Source organism: Neobacillus sp. NPDC093127, assembly GCF_044754175.1.
In the GTDB taxonomy this organism is placed as follows: Bacteria; Bacillota; Bacilli; order Bacillales; family Cytobacillaceae; genus Neobacillus.
Genome location: NZ_JBIVOP010000012.1, coordinates 92,811 through 115,542, shown reverse-complemented (window position 1 = coordinate 115,542; position 22,732 = coordinate 92,811). Strand labels below are relative to the sequence as shown.

20 protein-coding genes are annotated in these 22,732 nt (G+C 38.9%); 5 read left to right on the top strand and 15 right to left on the bottom strand.

Going from position 1 to position 22,732, the window contains the following annotated elements; all coding sequences use genetic code 11:
- Nucleotides 1-23 precede the first annotated feature (23 nt).
- The 5 genes from ACIQCO_RS16965 to ACIQCO_RS16945 all read right to left on the bottom strand — a co-directional run bounded on the left by ACIQCO_RS16965 (nt 24) and on the right by ACIQCO_RS16945 (nt 6,657).
- Nucleotides 24-461: a zinc-ribbon domain-containing protein gene (locus ACIQCO_RS16965; RefSeq protein WP_400430523.1), complete on the bottom strand. Its 438-nt coding sequence runs from the start codon at nt 459-461 to the stop codon at nt 24-26.
- A gap of 170 nt (nt 462-631) precedes the next feature.
- Nucleotides 632-3,760 (bottom strand): efflux RND transporter permease subunit, encoded by a 3,129-nt coding sequence (locus tag ACIQCO_RS16960; RefSeq protein WP_400430522.1) that lies wholly within the window; start codon nt 3,758-3,760, stop codon nt 632-634.
- A 139-nt stretch (nt 3,761-3,899) separates the two neighbouring features.
- A complete protein-coding gene (locus ACIQCO_RS16955; protein ID WP_400430521.1) occupies nt 3,900-5,246 on the bottom strand; it encodes a sensor histidine kinase in 1,347 nt (448 codons plus the stop codon).
- A complete protein-coding gene (locus ACIQCO_RS16950) occupies nt 5,243-5,920 on the bottom strand; it encodes a response regulator transcription factor (RefSeq protein ID WP_400430520.1) in 678 nt (225 codons plus the stop codon). Before ACIQCO_RS16950 ends, ACIQCO_RS16955 begins: the two co-directional genes overlap by 4 nt.
- A 113-nt stretch (nt 5,921-6,033) precedes the next feature.
- Nucleotides 6,034-6,657 carry a hypothetical protein gene (locus ACIQCO_RS16945; RefSeq protein ID WP_400430519.1) on the bottom strand — a complete coding sequence of 208 codons (624 nt, stop codon included), beginning with the start codon at nt 6,655-6,657 and terminating at the stop codon, nt 6,034-6,036.
- A gap of 129 nt (nt 6,658-6,786) precedes the next feature.
- Between ACIQCO_RS16945 and ACIQCO_RS16940 the strand changes: the two genes are divergently transcribed.
- Nucleotides 6,787-7,590 (top strand): hypothetical protein, encoded by an 804-nt coding sequence (locus ACIQCO_RS16940; protein ID WP_400430518.1) that lies wholly within the window; start codon nt 6,787-6,789, stop codon nt 7,588-7,590.
- A gap of 213 nt (nt 7,591-7,803) precedes the next feature.
- Here the strand turns inward: ACIQCO_RS16940 and ACIQCO_RS16935 are convergent, their stop codons facing one another.
- Nucleotides 7,804-7,962, bottom strand: a complete 159-nt coding sequence (locus tag ACIQCO_RS16935; protein ID WP_400430517.1) for a hypothetical protein — start codon at nt 7,960-7,962, stop codon at nt 7,804-7,806.
- Between the two features lie 220 nt (nt 7,963-8,182).
- A complete protein-coding gene (locus tag ACIQCO_RS16930) occupies nt 8,183-9,367 on the bottom strand; it encodes a C40 family peptidase (RefSeq protein ID WP_400430516.1) in 1,185 nt (394 codons plus the stop codon).
- A 439-nt stretch (nt 9,368-9,806) separates the two neighbouring features.
- Between ACIQCO_RS16930 and ACIQCO_RS16925 the strand changes: the two genes are divergently transcribed.
- Nucleotides 9,807-11,159 (top strand): DUF4910 domain-containing protein, encoded by a 1,353-nt coding sequence (locus ACIQCO_RS16925; protein WP_400430515.1) that lies wholly within the window; start codon nt 9,807-9,809, stop codon nt 11,157-11,159.
- 161 nt (nt 11,160-11,320) lie between these two features.
- On the opposite strand, the gene ACIQCO_RS16920 is transcribed toward ACIQCO_RS16925, so the two are convergent.
- On the bottom strand, nt 11,321-12,028 hold the full coding sequence (locus ACIQCO_RS16920; protein WP_400430514.1) for a M48 family metallopeptidase: 708 nt from the start codon (nt 12,026-12,028) through the stop codon (nt 11,321-11,323).
- Between the two features lie 28 nt (nt 12,029-12,056).
- Entirely contained in the window at nt 12,057-12,554 is a 498-nt protein-coding gene (locus ACIQCO_RS16915) for a YehS family protein (protein ID WP_400430513.1), read from the bottom strand.
- A gap of 299 nt (nt 12,555-12,853) precedes the next feature.
- Here ACIQCO_RS16915 and ACIQCO_RS16910 point away from each other — a divergent pair, with 299 nt between their 5' ends.
- A complete protein-coding gene (locus ACIQCO_RS16910) occupies nt 12,854-14,761 on the top strand; it encodes an N-acetylmuramoyl-L-alanine amidase (RefSeq protein WP_400430512.1) in 1,908 nt (635 codons plus the stop codon).
- A 133-nt stretch (nt 14,762-14,894) separates the two neighbouring features.
- On the opposite strand, the gene ACIQCO_RS16905 is transcribed toward ACIQCO_RS16910, so the two are convergent.
- From ACIQCO_RS16905 to ACIQCO_RS16890, 4 genes are all read right to left on the bottom strand, one after another.
- Nucleotides 14,895-15,743 carry an MBL fold metallo-hydrolase gene (locus tag ACIQCO_RS16905; protein WP_400430511.1) on the bottom strand — a complete coding sequence of 283 codons (849 nt, stop codon included), beginning with the start codon at nt 15,741-15,743 and terminating at the stop codon, nt 14,895-14,897.
- Between the two features lie 176 nt (nt 15,744-15,919).
- Nucleotides 15,920-16,519: an NADPH-dependent FMN reductase gene (locus ACIQCO_RS16900; RefSeq protein ID WP_066083691.1), complete on the bottom strand. Its 600-nt coding sequence runs from the start codon at nt 16,517-16,519 to the stop codon at nt 15,920-15,922.
- Between the two features lie 22 nt (nt 16,520-16,541).
- A complete protein-coding gene (locus ACIQCO_RS16895; protein ID WP_400430510.1) occupies nt 16,542-17,603 on the bottom strand; it encodes an LLM class flavin-dependent oxidoreductase in 1,062 nt (353 codons plus the stop codon).
- A 16-nt stretch (nt 17,604-17,619) separates the two neighbouring features.
- Nucleotides 17,620-18,471 (bottom strand): VOC family protein, encoded by an 852-nt coding sequence (locus tag ACIQCO_RS16890; protein WP_400430509.1) that lies wholly within the window; start codon nt 18,469-18,471, stop codon nt 17,620-17,622.
- Nucleotides 18,472-18,716: 245 nt separating this feature from the next.
- Here ACIQCO_RS16890 and ACIQCO_RS16885 point away from each other — a divergent pair, with 245 nt between their 5' ends.
- Nucleotides 18,717-19,049, top strand: coding sequence for a winged helix-turn-helix transcriptional regulator (locus tag ACIQCO_RS16885; protein WP_400430508.1), 333 nt, complete (start codon nt 18,717-18,719; stop codon nt 19,047-19,049).
- Nucleotides 19,050-19,194: 145 nt separating this feature from the next.
- Here ACIQCO_RS16885 and ACIQCO_RS16880 read toward each other — a convergent pair whose 3' ends face one another.
- Entirely contained in the window at nt 19,195-19,569 is a 375-nt protein-coding gene (locus ACIQCO_RS16880; RefSeq protein ID WP_387314386.1) for a cytochrome-c oxidase, read from the bottom strand.
- Nucleotides 19,570-19,675: 106 nt separating this feature from the next.
- Nucleotides 19,676-20,020, bottom strand: coding sequence for a hypothetical protein (locus tag ACIQCO_RS16875; protein WP_400430507.1), 345 nt, complete (start codon nt 20,018-20,020; stop codon nt 19,676-19,678).
- A 382-nt stretch (nt 20,021-20,402) separates the two neighbouring features.
- Here ACIQCO_RS16875 and ACIQCO_RS16870 point away from each other — a divergent pair, with 382 nt between their 5' ends.
- A complete protein-coding gene (locus ACIQCO_RS16870) occupies nt 20,403-22,448 on the top strand; it encodes an AAA family ATPase (RefSeq protein ID WP_400430506.1) in 2,046 nt (681 codons plus the stop codon).
- Nucleotides 22,449-22,732 lie beyond the last annotated feature (284 nt).

Sequence of the window (22,732 nt, the reverse complement as noted above, 5' to 3'; positions counted from 1 at the left end):
TGTTTAATACTGGGTAAATTCATTCAATTTAAAATTGTTATATTCCCGATAATTGGCAGCGGTTTTTGCTCGCCCTTATAGGCATTTACCATTCCAATAATCATTAAAGCGAATAATGCCAGACCCCATAAAGAAGAAACTAAAGACATTACTATCCACAATTGCCACAAAATAGCTGAAATGATGGACAGCACAATTTGCCCGCCAACTGCAGTAATTAACAGGACAAGACTTTGATTTGCATGAAAGCGTCCCACCTTAGAATTAGGGCAAGCAACAAGCGGCAAGAAAAATAAGATCCCTAGATACGAGAGCACGAAAATCACCTTATTATCCTGATCCTCATTTTTCGCAGCCGGGACTTGATTCTCCGTTGGCGGGTCGTTGTTTAATGCTGCACCACATCCGTCGCAGAATTTTGCATTCTCCGCAAGCTGCTTACCACATTTGTTACAAACCATCAAAAAACACCTCCAGTTATTTGTATAATCCACTCCAGTTTATTAATATTTATGTATCTTTGTGCCAAGATTTACCTTGTCCCATTAATAAAAAAAAACAGGCACCTACTAGGCGCCTAAATATAAACTACATCTCTGATTCTCTTCGTTTGGTATAATCAGAACCTGTGTTAGAATTCTGAGGTTAAATTCTTTCTAAACTTGCCGACAAGTGTATAGAAGACCGGGACAAAAATCAGGGTTAGCAGTGTTGATGTTGTTAAACCGCCGATTACTGTAACGGCTAGACCCTTTGAAATTAACCCGGATGATTCTGATGTTGACATCGCCAGCGGGACAAGTGCAAAAATGGTCGCAAATGCCGTCATTAGGATCGGGCGTAAACGCGTCTTCGCTGCCTCCACGACTGCCTCTTGAAGCTCAATTCCATTTTTACGATTTGCTTCCACTCGGTCGAGGAGCACAACGGCATTGGTAACCACTACACCTATAAGCATCAGCATTCCAATTAACGCACTCATTGAAAGCGGCTGTCCGCTGATTAATAACCCGCCGAGAGCCCCAATTGGCACGAAAATCAACGAGGAAAGGATAACAATCGGTGTCAATATGCCGCCAAATGTCACACTAAGGACTAAGAACACAAGGCCGATAGCTGCTCCCATGGCGATTCCCATATTTGAGAAACCATCCTGAATCATTTTTAATCCGCCGCCATATTGAATATCGACTCCACTCGGTAATGACAAGGCATTAACATCTTTTTTAACTTCCTTTGTTACACTAGCAGTATCGTTTCCATTAATCACGGCAGACACTTTGACAAGTGGTTTACCATCATCATGATACAATGTAGTTGGAACCTTCATTTCTTTGATTAAAGCTACATCACTTACTTTTTTCAAACCTGCCGACGTTTTAATTTCAATCGCTTCAATATCCTCTTTAGAAGTCATTTTTTTATCATAGCTTAAAGTGACTTCCTCTGTATTTCCGTTTAGTTCATATTCACCAACCGTGACGGGCGACAAATACTCGCGAATGGCTTGCATAAGCTGAAGATACTGAACACCGGCCTTTTCCCCATTATCGATTATTACAAGCTGCCATTTCGTTTGTTCATCACCGAGGTTACTAGTGATATTTTTCAACTGATTGTTTTTCGCTAATAATGACGTCACTTTGTCTGACGCATCCGTTAGCTTCTCTAGATCTGAACTATAAAGCTGAATATCAATTGTATTCCCTGACGGCGGTCCGCCTTTTTGCGTTTCGCTCACTGTCACAGTAGAATCTTGATATTGTTTCTGCACGATTTCTTCAATATTTTTTTGATACGTAGTTAAGACATCATTTACTTTTTCGCCTTTTTTCAATTGAATGAACAGTTTAATTTTATTATTGCTGCCCCCCATTAACATGGCGCGCCCATTTGACATACCAATTGATACTTGACTGTAATCAATCGCTTGTTGATTTTTCAAAAAAGACTCCACATTCTTTGCCACAGTATCCATTTGTTCAAGACTCAGCGTACTTGGAACTGTGACATCTGCTTGCAGTGCGTTTGATTCGCTTGCAGGCAGGAAGGAAATCCCTAGTTTAGGAATTAGCGCGAATGAACCGATTAACAGAAGAATTGATAGAGCAATGACAAGTCCTTTTTTTCGAAATGCCGCTCTTAACAGCTTTTCGTAAAGTTCTGCTAACCTGCTTTTCTTCTCGGCATGTTTCACTTTCTTAAAGAACATGCTCCCTAAAACCGGAATTAAAATGATGGCAACGATTAAGGAAACGGAGATTGAAAACACTACTGCGAGTGCGAATGGCCTAAACATCTCTCCGATAATGCCGCCAACAAAGGAGATTGGCAAAAAGACAACAAGTGTTGCAAGCGTCGATGATGTAACCGCTCCAAACACTTCTTTCGTCGCATGAAGTGCAACTTGCTTCATGCTTAGTTTATCTCCCTGTTCTTGACGCCAGCGGAAAATATTTTCAATGACAACAATACTGTCATCAATTATTCGACCGACGGCAACGGCCATTCCCCCAAGTGTCATGATATTAAGGGTATAGTCAAATTGATGCAATAAAGAAATTGTAGCCAAAATCGATAACGGTAACGAAACGACCGCAATCACGGTTGCCCGGATATTACGTAAGAACAGCAGAATAATCAGCACAGCAAACAGTACACCGTACCCGCCTTCCTTAACAAGTGAGGAAATCGATGACTCCACTTCTTTTCCTTGATCCTGTACAGTGTATAGCGTTAAATGGTTATCCTTTTTAAAAGTATTGATTTTATCTTTTACATTCCGGACGACTTCCGCTGTGTTGGCATCCTGTGTCTTTGTTACAGAAATTAGGTAGCTATCCTTTCCATTGAAACGAGAAATTTCTTCCTGATACATTGTTGTTTTGACTTCAGCGATATCTGAAAGCTTTACCTTCGTTTGCTGCGAAACGACTTGCTGCGACGGATTCAGGCCATTTGGCTGTTGCCCGGACACACCATTTTTCATCCCGTTTTGTAAAAAATTTGCTTGGTCATTTGTTTGGCTTACTGTAATTTTAATGTTCTTTAACACATCAAGGTTTTTAATATCCCCTGCTATCTCTAGCGGGATATTTGTTCCACCGTTGTTTACTTGGCCAAGTGAAACTTTATAATTTTTCAATTGAATGGCGTCTTTCACATTTTGTAAGGTAATGCCATGTTCCTTAGCTTGCTCTTGATTAAGCTCGATGGAAACCTTCTGCTGCTTCGCCCCTTGAAGCGTTACAGTCCCGGCTCCGTCTACTTTTTCAAGTGTTGGAACAAGATCACTCTCTATTAATGATTGGATATTTTGTGTTGTGTTATCAGCCGTAATGGCAGCCTGATAGACTGCTTGACCGCCCATATCAATTTGTTTAACCTCAACCTTTGCCCCTTCTGGCACCTTTATCTTACTAATGACTTCTTCTAGCTTTGTTTTTTGTTTGTCAATATCTGTTCCGTAAGGATAATTGACGGTGACTGTCGCCGCATTATTTCTGGAAGTACTGGTTAACGTGTCATATCCTTTTTGCTGCTTTATACTGTCTTCAATTGGATTTGTTAACAGCTCTTCCAATTCTTGCGTTGAATGGCCCATATAAGATGCTTGGACAAATAGGGCTGGAAATGTAACATTTGGAAACGTTTCTACTTTTATTTTATTAGTAGAATAGACGCCGCTGGCAATCACGAGAATCACAAGCAAGAGGATTGCCACTGAATTTTTCAAGCTTAGCTTTATTAGGTTGCTCAAAACAAACACTCCTTCTTCGATGATAACAACCAAAAGAATATACTAGTTTTGTGTCCTGAATGTGACCCAAGAGCAATTTTTCAAAAAAAATAACAGACCGAAATCGGCCTGCTCTTCTTACCATCTATCACTATTTACCCTATTTTGCTAACCGAACCCCGAATACTGTTTCCTGTCCCTCAACACTGGTTACCGAGATTTCGCCGTTATGAAGCTCAATAATCCGTTTCACGACGGCCAAGCCCAGTCCATAGCTTTCTGTTGTTCTTGTATGTGCCTTCTCGACACGATAAAACCGCTCAAAAATATGCGGTAAATCATTTTGAGGAATCCCAGCACCCGTATTGCTTATCACGACCTCGACATCGTCATCTAGCTCATATCCTCGAACGGTAATCGTTCCATTCATCCGATTGTACTTGATAGCATTTGCGAATAAATTACTCCACACCTGACTCATTAAACCTTCATCGGCAAAAGCCTTAAGTTCCGGGATGTCGAAATCAACTTCAAGCTGTTTTTCCATCCATAATGATTGCATCGCCACAAGCTGATTTCGAATCTGCCGATCTAAACGATATTGTTTCGGCTGAAACGGTGATTGGTTTGCTTCAAGCGATGATAAGTTCAACAGTTGTTTCGTTAAACTTGATAGCCGTTCACTTTCTTGTTCAATCAAAGCAAAATAATGCTTTTCTTCCTCGCGTTCGACCACACCATCTTTTAAAGCGATGGCCATACCCCTAATTGCTGTAAGCGGAGACTGCAGTTCATGTGACACATTCGCAACAAAATCCTTACGCATTTGTTCCGTTTTATCAAGTTCCTCAACCATGAAATTAAAGCTTTTCGAAAGTTCACCAATTTCATCTTTACTTTTTATCGGTAAACGGATTTGAAAATTTCCTTTTGCTAATTCCTTTGTCGCATTGGTCACACGAACGATCGGTTTTACTAAAAAGCGCGTCGTTACCAAAATAAGCGAAATACCCAAGAAGAGGACCAGTAATAGCGCCGTATATAATATTTTCCGAATCTGACTAAATTGTTCCTTCAGACTAGGCTTTATGAACATAGCCAACCGTTCATTCTTACCATCAAACGGCAGTCCAATCAATTTATGATGTGAACCAGAATCTGATAGATTCCGATACACACCGCCATCTAGAACATAATCAATGTTTTTTTGATCAAATCCACTTGTTTGGGAAGCTTGTGGTGATTTAGTTACTAATCCATTCCGATTATAAACATATATTTCATAAGGTATGGTAGTGAGGCTCTCCAAATATTCGTTAAAACCCGCTTCACCCAATCGTTGATATAAAGTAATAATTCCCTTCCCCTGCTCGATTGTTTCGGCTTCGCGCATTTGAATGACTTGCTTTTGATAAATGAAAAATGTGATGACGAATGAAAGAATTAATGAGACGATAATCACGAAAAAATAGTTCAGTATATTCTTTAGATAAATCGACCTAATCATGATGGGATCTCTACTTTATAACCAAGTCCCCTGACAGTTACAATTTGGAGCTGGTCTTCATATTCCCTGAATTGCCTGCGAAGCTTTTTAATATGGGAATCAACCGTTCTTTCATCACCCTCATAATCGAGTCCCCAAATTCTTTCAATCAACTGATCCCTGGTAAAAATTTTTCCTGGATGGCTTGCTAACAAATACAATAATTCAAATTGTTTAGCCGGCAGCGGTACCACTCCACCCATAATTTTTACTTTATAACTGTTACTGTCAATGGAGATGTTAGTAAATTGTAAGTTTCCCGCGGCAATCACACGATACCTTTTTAATAGCGACTTTACCCGCATGGCTAGCTCAACGGGATGAAATGGTTTTGTAAGATAATCATCGGTACCAAGCTGAAATCCTTTGATGATATCTTCCATTTCTGCTCTTGCTGTCAACATCAAAACGGGAATCTCATAATACGTTTTTATTTTCTCACATAGCTCCCAGCCATCTATATTGGGCATCATTAGGTCAATAACAGCACAATCAATCTTCTCGGTTTCTAACATGTTGATGGCTTCTACACCGTCACAAGCGATTGCCGTATGAAACCCTTCTTTCTCCAAATAAAGCTGCGTCACCATGCGAATATTCGAATCATCATCGGCAATTAAAATCGTCGGTTTCATTACCCTGCTGCTCCCCCCTAATAAATCATATATCCATCTTTCAATATTCTGTAGCTTTTTGAAGAAAATATCAATATTACGTCGACTGGGGTGAAGCTTAATATCGGTATATTTTAATAATCGATCGTTTTTTTGGCTTCGCTGAAAGTGATCTCTGCTCGATTCAATAATGAGCTAACTCGAACAAAGACATAAATGAGAACAGCCATCACCACGAGAATCAATAAAAATGCACTCAGACCATCTAAAGAAATAGTAGGAAATGGCTGTTTGAAAACAATAATGGCTATTAAGTTGACAGCTGCAATACTCATTATATAAATAGAAAACAGTCTAAAAACTTTTCTTGCTTTTTCAGCTAGGGACTTATTATCTAATTCTTCTGCCGCCATTTCAATTCCTTTCGTGAGATGGAAGAACATATATACCATCATCGAAAGATAAGTAATCGTAAAAAGAACTACAAACACTCTGCCCTGGATCGTTTCAGGATTATTGATCACTCCATCTAAAAAAGATGAGTATTTAATAAACATATCCAAAGCGTTCAGGAAGATTAATAGAAGGCTAGTTTTCTTGAAAACAACAAAGTATTTATTTCCCATACCGCTGATTACCTTTGCAGCTGCAAAATATATAAAAATGTAGCCAATTAAATCAGGCAGGATATTTATTTTTCCAAAATTAAAATCAAAAAAGATAAAGAAAAAGCCCACGATCATCGTGCCAAAGCCCATATTATTGCCCCCTAGAATTATCTCGAATTCTCTCGCTATTACTGGTATTATTATACTATCAAATTATGGAAAGTAGGGAGAGATTTGGGGATAAGGCAAAATTTTCTTCAGGCTGCGACAGTACTAACAGTGCTACTTTTTCTATATACGGCTTTAATCTATTTTGACCAAACATTTCAAGGATTAGTTATTACCAATCCTGAGAGGCTTGAATCCAGCAAATCAATCCTTTCTGAAAAAAATGAAGAACAGGTTCAGCATTTAAAGCAGTTGGGTTTTTCCGACATTGATATTTCACATATGACTCGATCGGAAATTGACCAATATCGGAGCATTAACGGTAATGTTGTCGATGAGCAATACATTTACAGGAAAGTAACAGGGGAAAATGAGAAGCGCTTGTCAAAAAAGGAATACAATAAATTATTACAACGTTATTCAAAATCCAAATGGGTGCAAAAAGCAAGCTTGGAAAGAGTTCAACTAAAGCTTGTCAATGAAGGGAATCATAAATTTCTAATCATTTCAGAACACCATTATGATTACGGCCCTCATAGGTTAAAACCTTTAGGAATTGAGCTTCAGTTAAGGACGGATTTTACTTTGCTGAATCAAACCGCCAAACAAATTTGGTGGGCAACGCCTAGCTTTAAGCCGAAAAAAATAAAGTCAGGTATCGAAACCGTTGATGCCTCCACTCCTACACAGGAAAACAACGAGTTCAGTTTTATAAATAATGCATCCGATCATTCATTGTTCTATTCTGTTCCCTGGAAGCAGCCTGCCTTGTTTGAGGATGTGGTTGGCTTACACTTTTATACGGCTACTGAATTTGAGGCCCCAAAGGAATATACCATTATTGACGCCTATATTCAGGGGCAAAATCCATATCTTTCTGCGCACCTTCAGTATGACATGCGCGAGGAAAATTGATGTGTTTATTAAAAAAGCGACCGCAGAGTTGAGTGGAGTCTATCAGGATTGTTTCATAGAAGGGGATTCGCGATTCCCTTCCCAGTTTTGTCCTCATGAACGCCTCATAAGGACAGGTTCGGCTTTTTTCGCGGGAATGTAAATTATTTTGTGTAAATGATTTTATTACAAAATTTTAGACGTCTCTTATGAACGCTTTCGATTTGGCTTCCTTCAAAACAGGCTGTATGAACCGCTCTTATGAACCGTTTCGACTTGATTTCCTTCATAATGGGCTTTATGAACCGCCTTATGAACCGTTTCGACTTGGTTTCCTTCATAACGGGCTTTATGAACCGCTCTTATGAACCGTTTCGTCTTGGTTTCCTTCATAACGGGCTTTATGAATCGCTCTTATGAACCGTTTCGTCTTGGTTTCCTACGAAAAGGACTGTATGAACCGCTCGGTTTTTGCCCTCATGAACGCCTCATAATAGAAGCTTTTCGACATAAACCCCTAGTTAATTATAAAAAAAAGAAGAGCTGTCGAATGAGACAGCTCTTCTGCTTGGCTTTTAACTATTCAAGTTTACACTTCAAAAAATTGCCAGCCTTAAGGCAATACTCTGGCAGCACTAGTAAATTTAGCCGGATTATACGAAGCAATTTTCACTACATCACCCGTTTGCGGGGCATGGATATATTGTCCGTTGCCAATATAAATGCCGACATGATAGGCAGGAGAACCCCTAAATACTAAATCTCCTGGCTGCACCTGACTTGGAGAAATTCTTGTTCCAACATTTTGTTGATCTCGTGATACTCTTGGAAGACTAATGCCGACAGAATTTTTAAACACATACGAAGTGAATCCCGAACAATCAAATCCACTTCTCGGATCTGTACCGCCCCAAACGTAAGGAACGCCCAAAAATCGTTTAGCATACGCAATGACTTCACTCGCAGTAGCATTAGAGTTAGAGTTAGTTGGATTAGACACTTCAGCCGATGGTGTCGAATTTGAAGCTTTGTTAACTTTAGATTGCGGCTTGGACTGTTGCTCAGCTAATCTGGCTTGCTGCTCCGCAAGCTGTCGAGCCTGTTGCTCCGCAAGCTGTCTGGCGATTTCAGCCTGCCGCTCTTCCTCTTGTTGTTGCGCCAGTTGATCCTGTTGGTTTTGTAAGATGTTTTTTGCATCTGCTAATTCTTTTGCAATTTCATTTTTATCTGCTTCGATCTGTTTTTGTTCTACCGCTAATTCATCTTTGCTCTTTTTTAATTTGTCGACTTCATTTTGTAATTTTTCCTCTGCAGCCTTTAAAGCTTGTTCCTTTTCATTTAAACCATTTAGTAAGTCTGTGTCACTTTCCATGATTTGAGAAATCGCAGTGAAACGAGTTAATAACTCAGAAAGATTTTTAGAAGAAAGCAATAGTTCAGCGTATGTAGCAATTGACTGTTTTCCCTCTAACTGAATGCTTTTTAGTCGTTCAGAATAGACCTTTTTGTGAGTGTCTAATGACTTTTTAGCTTTTTCAATTTCAGCCTCTGTTTCTTCAATTTTTCCTTGTTGCGTTTTAATTTGATTATTTAGCTTTTCACTTTTCTCCATTGATATAGAGATTCGGTCATCTAATTGTTGAATCTTTGTTTCAAAGTTATTGATTTGTCCTTGTGTCGCATCAATTTGTCCTTGTGTTACTGGTGGAGCTACTGGACTAGCAAAAGTAGGTGTTGCTTGAATCATTGTAGCGAGAACCGCGGCCGAAACCGTATATTTAATTATTCTTTTTATCATAGCAAAATCTCCTCTTATTCCCTATCTATAATTCGGCTTCTTGATATATTACTAGTTTATAGTCTAAATTGACTAAAAACAATGTATGTGTCGGTAATGTAATATAATTGTAATTTTATGTAGAAATATCTCATAAAGAATCGACTTTTTATGAATTAATTATAGAAAAAGGTGCGAAAGTCCCAATTAATACCCAATTTCAAAAAACGAAATTGTCCTAGATTTATCGAATTCAAGCCTTAGTTGTTTTCGTAGGAGCAGCCTAAAGACCTGCGCAATTATTACTTCAACTTCAAAAATCACCGGACCTTAAGTACCAAATATTACTTCATTTTAACCTACCGAATAGTTTAATAGATTCAATTTTCAAAAAGGGAAAGGAATACACATAGCGTAAGCGAATACATATGAGGAATTCAAACTCAAGGAGGTAATCATTTTGAAAAAAGGAAAAAAACGCTCTTCCATTATGCTATCTACTATACTAGTAACTTCAGGTTTGTATTTTTCTCCTGTGAATTTCGGTACTCAGGTGGAAGCTGCGGCACAGACTAGTGTTAACCCTAGTATAAAGGCTTTTGACCAGAAGGTAATTGCAAGAGTCAGTGCCGAACGAATTTATAAGGATATTCACTTTTTATCCGAAACTATTGGTCCACGTGTTACCGGAACTGAGGGGGAAGAGCTGGCAGCCAAATTCATTAAAGAACGCCTTTTATCTCTTGGCTATAAGGTAGAGACACAAGAATTCAGCGTTCCAGACAAAATGATTGGCCATTTACATACAAGTGATCATAATGAAGTGCTGGTTAATATCCCTTCTGGATCTGAGGCTACAACGATTGAGGGCGTTACTGCTAAACTTTTCAATGCCGGATTAGGAAAAGTAACAGATTTTACTGCAGAAGCAGCGGGTAAGATTGCCCTTATCTCAAGAGGAGAATTAACTTTTAAAGAGAAAGTGGACAACGCGGTTGCAGCAGGGGCTATCGCAGTGTTAATTTATGATAATATCAATCAGCCAGGTCCATTAAATCCTTCCATAGGAGGCAATGTAAATGTACCAGTGGGCGGAATAACTAAAGTGAGTGGTGAAGCATTACTGCAGGACGTGGTGGCACCGGGTAAAACGATGACGCTGAATGTGACCCGGATTGCAAATGCGAAATCACAAAACATTATAGCGACCAGAGCCCCTAAACAAGGTAAAAACCACGACATAGTGCACGTATCTGCCCATATTGATAGTGTTCCGTTTGCGGCAGGAGCAAATGATAATGCTTCGGGAACGGCTGTTGCTTTAGAATTGGCCAATGTTTTAAAAAGTTATCCAATTGAAAAGGAATTACGGTTTGCTTTTGTCGGCGCAGAAGAGATTGGCTTAGTCGGTTCAGAATATTATGTTAGTCAGTTGAGTAAGGATGAAGTCGGACGGAGCATTGCGAATTTCAATATGGATATGGTTGGTACTTCATGGGAAAATGCCACAGCGATTTATATGAATACGCTAGATGGGAAGGCAAACATAGTGACAGATACTGCACGGGCGACAGCAGCAAGAATCGGTACACCATCTGAATTGGTGCTCTACCAACGCGGATCCTCTGATCACGTTTCATTCCATGATGCGGGTATCCCGGCTGTTAACTTTATCCGTCGTGAGCCAGGAACAGCAAACCTAGAGCCTTATTATCATACACCGCTTGACAAGATCGAGCATATCAGCCTTGAGCGTCTGAAAGAAGCTGGTGACTTAGTTGGAGCCTCTTTATACAGCCTAATCAGAAAATAGCCATTTGAAAGATAGTAAAAATCTAGTTTTAGGAATGTTTACTATTAAATAAATAAGCCGGAGATATATAAAGGTGAATAAACCCTTATATATATCCGGCTTTATAAAAATAGTCGCTTTGATAAAATCCAATAAATTATATTCCCGATACCAGCGGGCTGCTAAACAGTCATTTTCCAGTTTGATAAAGACAGCCAGTTTTCCTTTTCCTTATAATCAGGCATTATTTTTCCAACAAGGCGCCAGAAGGAACGGTCGTGATTCAGATGAACCATATGGCACATTTCGTGGACGACTACGTAATCAATTACTTCCTGTGGTGCCATGGCCAGCTTCCAATTAAATGTTAACTGTAATTTAGAATCACATGTTCCCCATGTAGTTTGGCTATCCGAGATACGAATGGAACGCGGTTTTGTTTTAAAATTGCTTTGATAGTAGGAGATACTCTTCTCTACTAAAGCTTTGCATTGCTGGTAATAAAAGCGTTTTAAAGCTTGTTTTATTTTCTCATCCTCAAGCAGATTTGAATATATAAGTAACTTCTCTCCCTCAAACACCACATAGTCCTGCTCAATATTTTTGTCTTGATAGATCTGTATCGGATAGGTGTTTCCTAAATAAAGAAAGGGTTCACCATGCTCGTAGACCTTTTCCTGTGGCCCTTGCAGCCTAACCTTCATTTCATTTACTTTTTGCTGAATGAGATCCCATTTTTCCTCTAATAACTGAAGCACTCTTTCATCAGGGGTCCCTCTCGGTGCCTGGACTTCAACATTTCCAAAACTATCTATAGTAATTCCAATTGAGGTTCGGTTTTTGTATTTTATCTCAAAACGTATTGTCTTACCTGAATAGGTATATATCATATCATCACCTGTAGATCCATTAATGCCGTTATCCCCTGTATTTAATTGCTAGTCCTTTTAAGAAGTTCCTGGCAAATTTATCGCCGCACTCTTTATAATTCTTATGGCCTTCTTTTCTTAATAAAGCTCCGAGTTCTCCTTTTGTTACTGTAATTCCTGCTTTTTCGAATAGCTCAAGCATATCTTCAGTCGTTAATGCTAGCGCTATTTTTACTTTCTTTAACAGGAGATTATTAACGTTCGAGCTTTTTTTAAAAGATGACTCTGGGGTATCAGGCTGTCCTGGTCTCGGCTCTTGTTTTCCTCTTTTATAAATAATAAATCCATTTAAAAATGAATCGAACATACTGTTATTACATTTTATTTGCTCGTCATTTTCAGCTTCATCATCATCTGATTTTGTGAGAATTTTTATCACCTCTGGTACGGTTACCTCCACGCCGCCAAGATTAAATATCTCCGCCATTTCTTTATTTTTTATTTCGAGTGCATATCTCAATCGAATTAATATATCGTTATTATCCATCGTAAGACCTCCAAATTTTAATACTAATGCCTGTCCCTGGATTAACAGGCAAGCACATTCGTTTCTTCCCTTAATCGTTTTGACTAGCTAAGATTGTAACACATAGACAGCTTAATTGAAAAACCACATGGTGAAAGAAAATCAAACTATTAGCCTAGCTATCCTCGTTATATCTACCTGCAATCTTTCCAATCAGGATATTCTTCTTGTGTATTTTGAATCATTTTGCAACTCGTTTGAAGGAAAGCCTCGCCTTAAGATGGAATTTTATAATTATTCTGTCAAAAGGAGGTTCAACAATGGTTTTTCAGGTAAAAAAAGTTTCAAAAGTGTTGTTTGCTTCTGTACTCACTGCTTCTTTACTGGTCGCTCCCTCTTATTTTTCCAAAAACGAGGTTAAGTCCTATGCAGAAACAGTCGAAAATACGGAAGTTTCACAGCAATTATTTAAAAATGTGGCAAAGGAGTTCGGTGTTCCCGTCAATATCCTGATGGCTGTGGCTTACAATGAATCGCGCTGGGTGCAGCAAGAGGGTCATAGCGAAGCAGGAGGCTATGGGATCATGAATTTGGTCCAGCTTGAGCAAAATAATAGTGCTAAAGGGGATGAAACAGCCCAGGGCGAATCCTTCACACCGGATGAGTCGATAAATACGCTTGAAAAGGCAGCCCAGCTTCTTCAAATGAATCCAAATTTTTTAAAGGATGATCCGGAACAAAACATTCGCGGCGGTGCTGCCTTGCTTGCCGAATACGCCAAGGAAACGACAGACGGTCTTCCTGCGGATCCCGCCGATTGGTATGGGGCTGTTGTCAAATACAGCGGTTCGGATATTGCTGAATTAGCTGCAGATTTTGCCGGCCAAGTGTACGAAACCATCCAAAACGGGGCTGTAAAAACGACAGGTAATGGAGAGAAACTGACTTTACAAGCGGAGAACATCGTTCCCAATAAAGATACAGCCAAAAATATTCCACTGCGCAATGCAAAATTCAACAATTCGGATTGTCCGAATGGACTGGAATGCACATTTATTCCTGCCTTATACAAACAGTTTTCAAGCAGTCAAACGAATTATGGAAATTACGACATTGCCAACCGACCTGAAGATGGGATTGATATTCGCTATATCGTTATCCATGATATCGAGGGGAGCGCACAATCAGCCATCAATCATTTTCGGAATCAATCTTCTGTAAGCGCCCATTACATTATTGACTCAGCAAACGGGAAGGTCACACAAATGGTTCGTCCAAATGACATCCCGTGGCATGCGGGAAACTGGTATTTTAATATGCACTCGATTGGAATTGAACATGAAGGCTTTGCGGTGGAGGGAACGAACTGGTATAGCGAGCAAATGTACCGTTCAACTGCGAAACTCGTAAAATACTTATCAGAAACATATAATATTCCATTGGATAGGCAGCATATTATCGGGCACGATGAAATCCCGGGCCTGACAGTTGCCAAGCAAGCCAGCATGCACTGGGATCCGGGTGCATACTGGGATTGGTCGCATTTCTTTAACCTGCTTGGAGAATCCATTAATCCAGGCAAAGGGGACAACAACAGCTCGATTGTGACGATTCGTCCGAACTTCAACACGAATAAAGCAAATTATACGTACAACGGCAAAGAACTTGAAACCCTATCATCCAGCTTCTTACAGTTATATAAAGAGCCCGATTTTAACTCACCGCTTATCAGCGACCCTATTCTAAATAAGACCGCTGCGGGAACAATGAGACTCAATGATTGGGGGGCCAAGGCCACTATGGGGCAAAGCTATGTTAAAGCTGAGCAACAAGGAGATTGGACCGCGATCTACTTTGCCGGGCAAAAGGCTTGGTTTTACAATCCTAAAAACAAAAACACCGTACCTGGAAAAGGAATCGTGATTACACCGAAAGATGGGCTTTCCACTGTTCCTGTATACGGGGGAGCCTACCCGGAAGATTCCGCTTATAACGGTACAGGAATTGCAGCCTCGGCAAAAGGAACGGCGGAGGTCTTGTACCAGCTGCCAAAAGGACAGAGGTATGTGGCGACTGGACCAATCCAATCCGACTACTATCACGCCAAAAATTTCAATGACCCAGCCACGAACAAAGTCGTGAAGGGCACGGAAGAGTACTACCAAATCACTTTCAATCATCGTGTTGGATTTGTAAAGAAAAGCGATGTTAATGTTGTTAAACCATAAATAAAAAAGGGGAAATCCTAATCAGCACATGTCGAACTGAATAGGGTTTTCCTTTTTTAACGTTGACAGCAAGTCCAAAAAAATTCATTCCCTTATATTCGCAAAAATAAGACACAATACCGGTCTATCACTTTCAAGAAAAGCCATTTATAAAATAGTCGATAGTTTCAATCTCTAATTCGTTTAATCCCCTTTGTAACCTTTCAGACATTTCTCTGAAAATGGCTTCTTGTTCTCCCTTATACTTTTTGGTAAGAAGGGCTGCATCTTTTAAAAGCTGGATAAAAGACCCGAATTCCTCTTTGGTTAAGGGAGCCTCATGATGGGAAAGAAAAAACGTTTCTGCATCATATTTTTCAATTTTAGAAATCAACTGAAGCATATTCTCAATGGTATAATTCCATTTTTCCGAATAAAGATTTGCATAGAGGCAATCCCCAATAAATAGGCATTTTTCCTCACGAATATAAACAATGCTTGAGTCATCGGAATGATCTCCACCCACATGTTCAATTACACAGGACAGGCCCCCTAAATTTAGTTCCATTTGGGTTTCAAACGTAATATCAGGTTCAGAAAGAAGGATATCCCGTTGATTTCCCAACTCTATCTTCATTGCATTCGCACAAAATGGAATTTCCGTTCCTTCCTTAACACGCAGATCTATATCTCGATCTTCCCAGGACAACTTCTGTAATTCTTTGATTTTTTCCTGTGTCATACTATGAGAAATAATCGGAACTGGGAATTCACTCATTCCAAATATATGGTCCCAGTGCCAATGAGTGAGGACAAGCCAGTCGCCGCCAATATTACGTTCCTCAAGTTGGGACATAAATAATCGGGCATGGCTTGAGGAGTTCCCGGCATCTATAAATAGTGTTTTTTCTTCTCCAACGATCGCTGCTAATATGGGCCGATCTGTTTCCTGATACGGCGGTAAGTAAAAGATACGATTGGAAATTTGTTTGAGTTTTTGCATTCCCTTCCTCTCCTCACTCAATTTAATGAAAAGCATGATACTACAGTTTCCAACAGACTTTGACGGTTCCAGATTTCACGATACCATTGTCTACTCATTGTTATTAAATAAAAAGAATACCAGACACCTAAATTGCGTCTGATATTCTTGGTACAGTTCATTTATAATATTTAAATTTAACGTAAGGTTTTTAAAGCTCCGCTCCAAGCAAGAACATCATCAAGCATAGCATTTACATTATCGAGATGTAATTCTTGTGGCTTAAACTCCGTTCCATTAACAAAATCAGTAAATAAACTCAAAGTTGGATGTGTGCGAACATCCGCAACTTTCTGTTCTGCAAGAATACCACGTAAATGTTCAGCTGCACGAGCACCACCGGTAGAACCATAACTTACGATACCAGCTGCTTTGTTATACCATACTTCACGGGCAAAATCGATGGCGTTTTTTAACGCACCGGTAATACTGTGATTGTATTCTTGAACAATGAATACAAACCCATCAAGACTTGCCAGTTTCTCATTCCAAGCAGCAATACCTGGCTCCGTTCCATCAGTTGTTCCTAAAAACGGAAGATTAAAGTCAGCAATATCGACAATTTCATAATTCGCGTCTCCACGTTTGTCAGCAATTCCTTTTACCCATTCTCCTACTTGTGGGCTCACACGTCCTTGACGAGTGCTTCCTAAAATAATTCCAATGTTTAATTTTTCTGTAGTCATTGTTTCTTCCTCCTTAGTTTGTTTACCAAATAGTTTTTCTAAAAAACTCATTTTTAACACCGCCTATAAAGATTTATTTACTTATTTCTCTTCGAATTATTGGAGCAATTTCGGTTGCTAACAATTCAATACCTTTTGCGACATTCTTAAAAGGCTGCCCACCAATATCTAACTGTGCAAGGAAACGTTGGTGCCCAAAGAGTTCGTATTGTTTAAGAATCTTTTCGATGACTTGCTGTGGACTTCCCACAAACAAAGCAGTATCCGGACTAGCCATATGTTCAAAGTCATCCCAAGACATCCTTGTCCCCATTCCACGCTGGCGGTTCACATATCCCCAATAATTGGAGTAATAAGGATAAAACTCATCTTTTGCTTGCTGAGTTGTCTTGGCTAGATAAGCATGGCCGGTTACACCAACCTTCAATGTTTCTGGAGTGAGTCCTGCGTCTATTCCTGCTTGACGATAAAGATCGACAAGTGGCTTAAACCGTCTTGGATTACCACCCAAGATAGCTAAAGCCATTCCCACCCCAAATCTTCCAGCACGAACGGCACTCTCGGGTGTACCTCCGACTCCAATCCAAATTGGTAATTTTTCTTGTACCGGTCTCGGGGCAATTTCAGCATCCCTTAAAGAAGGACGGAACTTCCCCGACCATGTGACGGTCTCATTTTGGGTCAGTTGTAATAGGAGGTCCATATGTTCTTCAAACAATTCATCATAATCGTTTGTGCTATAACCGAAAAGAGGAAAAGATTCTATAAATGCTCCCCTGCCAGCTAGTATTTCGGCTCGACCATCCGAAAGTAAATCCAAGGTAGCAAAATCTTCAAATAGACGAACAGGATCAAGCGTACTTAAAACACTTGTTGTACTGGTTAATCTAATTTGTTTTGTTACTTGTGCAATAGCAGCCAATAGAACCGCAGGGGAAGAAGAAGCGTAATCCAGACGGTGATGTTCTCCTACCCCAAATACATCTAGTCCTGCCTCATCAGCAAGTTTTGCAGCTTGAATGATTTCTTTTACTCTTTGACCAGCCGATATGGTTTTTCCAGTTAGGGGATCCGGACCAATATCGGCAAGCGTATAAATACCTATTTCAATACCTGGACTTTCTTTAGCAGCCATTTGGATACCTCCCATCTTATACAGCTAATTCGATGCGATTTCCAGAAGGATCAAAGGTTATATAATTATTATTGTCTTCAAACACATCCGCATCAATACGCTTTAAATTCGTTACTGCTTGTTTACGAGCCCCTTCATTATCAAAAATGAGCGTAAACGATTCAAGACCTACACTATTTTTGGCCGGTGCTGGAGCCCCTGTACCATTCCAAGTGTTGACCCCGACGTGATGGTGGTATTTTCCGTAGGAAAGGAATAAGGCCTGCCCCCCAAATCGATTTACGACGTCCATTCCCAGTCCTTTTACATAAAATTCTTCTGTCTTTTTAAGTTCTGACACGTGTAAATGAATGTGACCCATTACCGTTTCAGCCGGCATTCCTTGCCATGGTTTACTTGGTGTAGCATATTTAAGCAAATTTTCAAAGTCGAGTGGATCAACAGTCATTGCCACTTCATCACTATTCCAGTTCCATTCAAAAGGAGCCCGATCACGATAGATTTCAATCTCGTTTCCATCTGGATCATGTAGGTACAATGCTTCACTAACAAGATGATCTGAAGAGCCAAAACGAACTCCTTTCCCCACCAAATGAACAACAATATTTGCTAAAGCCGATTGATCTGGTAATAAAATCGCAAAATGATATAAACCAGTAGTTCTTCCCTGTTTTGGGATAACATTTTCAGGTTGTTCCAGTGATAAAAAACTCGTTTTCCCATCAGTTGTTAGTTTTACTGTTGAAGTTGTTTGTTCTAAAATATCGAATCCCAGGACATCTTGATAAAATTCTATTGAACGTTGTAAATTTTCCACTTTTACTTTTACATGCCCAATAAATGTTGTTGGTTTCGTGTGAAATCCCATAGATAACCCTCCTAGAGTACATTTTTTATGATTGAAAAAACATTTGATCCAATGAAATTTTTGATTTCTCGACAAAAACGAAATAAATTGATACGGCTAATAAACCTACTTCTTTTCTAATTAAGTTACTTTATGTAAGTAAGTATATTTATATAATAAAATAATGTCAAGTAACTTGATTTTAATTTGTAACTTAATTTCTGTATTTGTGGTACAATAAAGATCAAGAGAGGTGTATTTAGAAAATGAAACAACCTACAATTTGCCCGAAATTTGAAAAGGCAATTTCGCTATTAAGTCAGAGATGGACAGCATTAGTTATCTATCAATTATTATTGGGACCACAAAGGTTTAATGAAATTCTATCTTCCATTGGTATAAGTGGAAAGGTTTTATCAGATCGTTTAAAGGAATTGGAGTACCACGGGTTGGTAAAACGTGAGGTTATACCGGAAACACCAGTCATCATTGAGTATTCTTTAACAGAAAAAGGACAATCCATGGAACCCATTTTGAGAACAATTGAGAACTGGTCACAGCTTTGGGTTAAAGATGAATCAGATTCAACTGAAAATTAGTAGAGGGAATGTACAGATTTTATGAAGTTAATTGAAAATCAAAAAGAGACATTAACATAGGATTCCTTATTTGGAGTCGCTTTGCTAATGTCTTTTTTTAATCATTAGGGGAAAGAATTTCCCTTACAGAGCTGATTATAATTAACTATGATTCTTGACCTACATATTTAAAAATATTAATCATAAACAAAATAACCCCCACTACAACCGCTATTGAACCGGCAATTGCTGCTGGAAGACTTGCCAAACTACCTGTTATTACTTCAAATACAATGGCCCCCGTCATTACTGGAAGTCCTATATTATGCAACCAAAACTGGGTTTTAGCCAACTTAGAATGAGCAGCTGCTGGATACAAATGATAAATGATTCCAAACAATGCCATAGAAACCCAACCTAATAAGTTAATATGTGCATGGATGGATTTAAATCTGAAATCTTGTATAATTCCCATCATAATCCCCATTAAAACTCCTACCGTAAAATACACTGCTGCTACTTTTAAATATAATTTTCCCATGTTCTTTTCATCCCTTTCATTAATAGTTAAGATCTATTCTTTATCAGGTACTGTCTAAATACGATGATAGCTATCACCCTTTTTTTCTATGGATCTTATATATCGATCAGCTCACCCTCGTCTCTTCTTTATACGGCCCTTTCCATAATGAATATCCTAACCAAATGAATGAAACGCCTGCTAGCGGCTGAGCTAGATAATTGCCAATAGGAATAAAATCTATAATTGGTACAATGACAAGGAGAAGTGCCGCCCAACGAGGAAGTATTCCTTTCACTGCTGTTAAAAGATTGAATAAGAACATCCCACCAAAAAAACTAAATAAAGAGATGATGAGACCCATATTCATTTGCTCAGGAAGAGTGTTTACTAATTGTGGAGCATGCTTTCCTAAAGCAGGAACTACGAAAACATCTGCCCAGCCAAATCCAGTCCACATTCCCGCCCCCAAAAAATAGATAAGAAATGTAATGAACCCAAATTTCCCCAAAACATGCATCTGTCGAAAATACATCCCTACAAGTCCTAATAAGAGGACAAGCATACCCAGTAAATTAACATAAGCGGCCATTGTCTTCAGGGATGATATGCTATACAAAATGGCAAAAGAAATGAAAAGAATTCCAGTGAAAATTAAACACAAACCAGAAAATCTTATAAATGAAGGGACTGTCATAAAAAAACCTCCAGGAAATTGTTTTATACTCCCTTTAAATGTACTTTCCAGATACTCTCAAAAACAATCCCACATTACTCTCAAAAAAAGGTCTTTACTAAAAACTTAGCGTATAAAATAAATAACAGGATCATGCGGTATTGTGGAGGTGAATGAAGTGCAGATAAGTGAAAAAAAAGCGAATGCGCTAAAGAAGAATTTTGTAGGGCGTTCCAAAGAAATGGAGATCATTCATCGCCATATTGCTGGTGATTGGAAATGGCAATGGATCCATATTTATGGGCAAAGCGGCATCGGAAAGACTACATTTCTCCAATATGTGACTTCAGAAATAAAAGGTGCCTGTTTTTACTTTTTGGATGGTAGTCAAGGAATAATAAAGAAAGATGATGTGCTAGCTCAATTGGCAAAACAACTAGATCATGCAAGTGATTCTAAGAATGATCAACTGGACTCTGAAGTAATGGTTCAACAGATGAACAATAAAGCCCGATCTATTGGCAAAAAGCATATACTTGTGATGGATGCATTCGATCATTTTCGTTCGGTAGAAAAATGGTTAACTGAATGGTTAGAGCAATTAGATGAAAATATACGTATTATCACGGCAGGACAACATCCACTGACTGGCAGATGGCTCCATTATGGATGGGCAAACTTGATCTATACATTACACCTTCCAGCCTTGACTTCGGTTGAGGTTCAGCAATTTGCGCGTAAACAAGGAATAGCTGACACCCAAGCCCAGTCTGATATTTACCAGTTTTCTAGAGGTATTCCCCTTGCATTGACACTTGCCGCAGAATTGATGCTTCAGACTAAAGGAGACATGCAATTCAATCGACAAGAAAAAACGGAGCTTCTCAACATTTTGATGGAAAAATTGTTTAGCGAACTACCATTAAATGTATGTAAATTATTAGAGGCTGCATCTGTATTTTGGAAATTTAACGAAGAGAGACTGGCATCCATCATAAACGAAGAAATGGATGCATTTTCATTTCGGAAACTCACAATGATGCCCTACGTTTTTTTAAAAGAAGATGGTTGGATGGTACATGATGCGGTTAGAGCTTGGGTATTAGAGGACTTACTGCTGCGGAAGCCACTCAAATATGAAGAAATGCGGAAGAAGGCACTTAACCAGATTTGGTTGGAGGAGCGAAAAAATCCGAAACTTAGAAAAAAGCTGCATTTAGATAAAATGAACTTACACGAAAATCCAATGGTTCGGAATATATGTTTTTCTGGACAATTAGAGGATGTGGAATTACGTGCATGTAGGGAAATTGATATACCCGCAATACAGTCTTTATATGTTCGATATCATCATTATATATTACCAATTGTCCCTGAAGAGCGTTATATGGAAAAGTTAATACGCCCAATCTGGGAAGTAGTCCCTACATCTTTTATAACCATCTGGGAACGAAATGAACTCATTGCTTTTTACTGTAAGGTTCCTCTACATGCTGAAATGTTAGAAATATTAGCAACTGAACCAATATTACAGCCTTTTCTTTCAAAGTGGAAACCCACCACAAATGCATATTCACTTTTATTAATGGGGATTGAACCAAAACTTGAGGATAAAACAAGTGCTTATATCGTTAATACGATGATAAATCACTTATCCTTTTCAGAGTGGATCCTTGATTTTACATGCTTCAAAGAGTGGTTTCCCGTACTCGAACTGTGTGGGTTTAGCCCCGCTCCATGGGCAAATGCAACAACACAATACGGAACCGAATATCGTGCCTTCATACTTGACCTTACACAAGAAGATTATCTCACGAAACTTGATCGTTTGTTAACAAGTCGGGGCTCTGAAAAGAAAGTAACAAAATCTCCACAAACTCAGGACATTCAAGATTTGAAAAGTGTTTTAAAAGAATGGAATCAACTCATTAGTAACCCTGCATTATCAGATACTTATTTTCGTTTGTTTCCCCATCGAATGAGAGATTCAGAATCCGTTAAAAGCTTGGGGATTTCAATACAGAAAGAAGTAAGCAATATAATTACTCAACTAATCAAAGAAAGCGAGCGGGAAGCCACTTATGGCAAACTATTAAAATATAGATTTTTACAAGGGAACCATTCTCATGAGAAAATTGCAGAAAGGCTCAACCTGTCAATGGCCACATATTATCGTTATCTAAATAAAGCATTGGAGCACCTCTATCAATTATTGTCTATGTGACTAACCAAGTTGAATCATGAAATGTTCATTAAAACTTTCGAGTATTTTTTTTACTGAAAAGATTTAATACTCAAGTACTATTCAAAATAACCAAGTTTCCAATAGAAGTTTATTTAATAATAACCCCATATTGATGTTCCCCAAAAATTGGACCTAAAAACAAACTCCTTTACATGAACAAGTAGCTTAAAAGGCAACAACGCCAAGCGTTAGTTGCCTTCTTTTGTGCAGTTAAAAAATATATTTTCAATTTTACCCCGATCAAACCCGCATTCCACCGTTCG

What these genes read in the sequence shown, in the direction of transcription:
- ACIQCO_RS16935 (WP_400430517.1), bottom strand. Translation starts at nt 7,962, where the DNA reads ATGAAGGAAACCAAGACGAAACGGTTCATAAGAGCGGTTCATAAAGCC.
- ACIQCO_RS16880 (WP_387314386.1), bottom strand. Translation starts at nt 19,569, where the DNA reads ATGGGAAAATTATATTTAAAAGTAGCAGCAGTGTATTTTACGGTAGGA.
- ACIQCO_RS16915 (WP_400430513.1), bottom strand. Translation starts at nt 12,554, where the DNA reads ATGGATAATAACGATATATTAATTCGATTGAGATATGCACTCGAAATA.
- ACIQCO_RS16965 (WP_400430523.1), bottom strand. Translation starts at nt 461, where the DNA reads ATGGTTTGTAACAAATGTGGTAAGCAGCTTGCGGAGAATGCAAAATTC.
- ACIQCO_RS16955 (WP_400430521.1), bottom strand. Translation starts at nt 5,246, where the DNA reads ATGATTAGGTCGATTTATCTAAAGAATATACTGAACTATTTTTTCGTG.
- ACIQCO_RS16930 (WP_400430516.1), bottom strand. Translation starts at nt 9,367, where the DNA reads ATGATAAAAAGAATAATTAAATATACGGTTTCGGCCGCGGTTCTCGCT.
- ACIQCO_RS16900 (WP_066083691.1), bottom strand. Translation starts at nt 16,519, where the DNA reads ATGAGTTTTTTAGAAAAACTATTTGGTAAACAAACTAAGGAGGAAGAA.
- ACIQCO_RS16885 (WP_400430508.1), top strand. Translation starts at nt 18,717, where the DNA reads ATGAAACAACCTACAATTTGCCCGAAATTTGAAAAGGCAATTTCGCTA.
- ACIQCO_RS16905 (WP_400430511.1), bottom strand. Translation starts at nt 15,743, where the DNA reads ATGCAAAAACTCAAACAAATTTCCAATCGTATCTTTTACTTACCGCCG.
- ACIQCO_RS16890 (WP_400430509.1), bottom strand. Translation starts at nt 18,471, where the DNA reads ATGGGATTTCACACGAAACCAACAACATTTATTGGGCATGTAAAAGTA.
- ACIQCO_RS16920 (WP_400430514.1), bottom strand. Translation starts at nt 12,028, where the DNA reads ATGATATATACCTATTCAGGTAAGACAATACGTTTTGAGATAAAATAC.
- ACIQCO_RS16945 (WP_400430519.1), bottom strand. Translation starts at nt 6,657, where the DNA reads ATGGGCTTTGGCACGATGATCGTGGGCTTTTTCTTTATCTTTTTTGAT.
- ACIQCO_RS16910 (WP_400430512.1), top strand. Translation starts at nt 12,854, where the DNA reads ATGGTTTTTCAGGTAAAAAAAGTTTCAAAAGTGTTGTTTGCTTCTGTA.
- ACIQCO_RS16950 (WP_400430520.1), bottom strand. Translation starts at nt 5,920, where the DNA reads ATGAAACCGACGATTTTAATTGCCGATGATGATTCGAATATTCGCATG.
- ACIQCO_RS16895 (WP_400430510.1), bottom strand. Translation starts at nt 17,603, where the DNA reads ATGGCTGCTAAAGAAAGTCCAGGTATTGAAATAGGTATTTATACGCTT.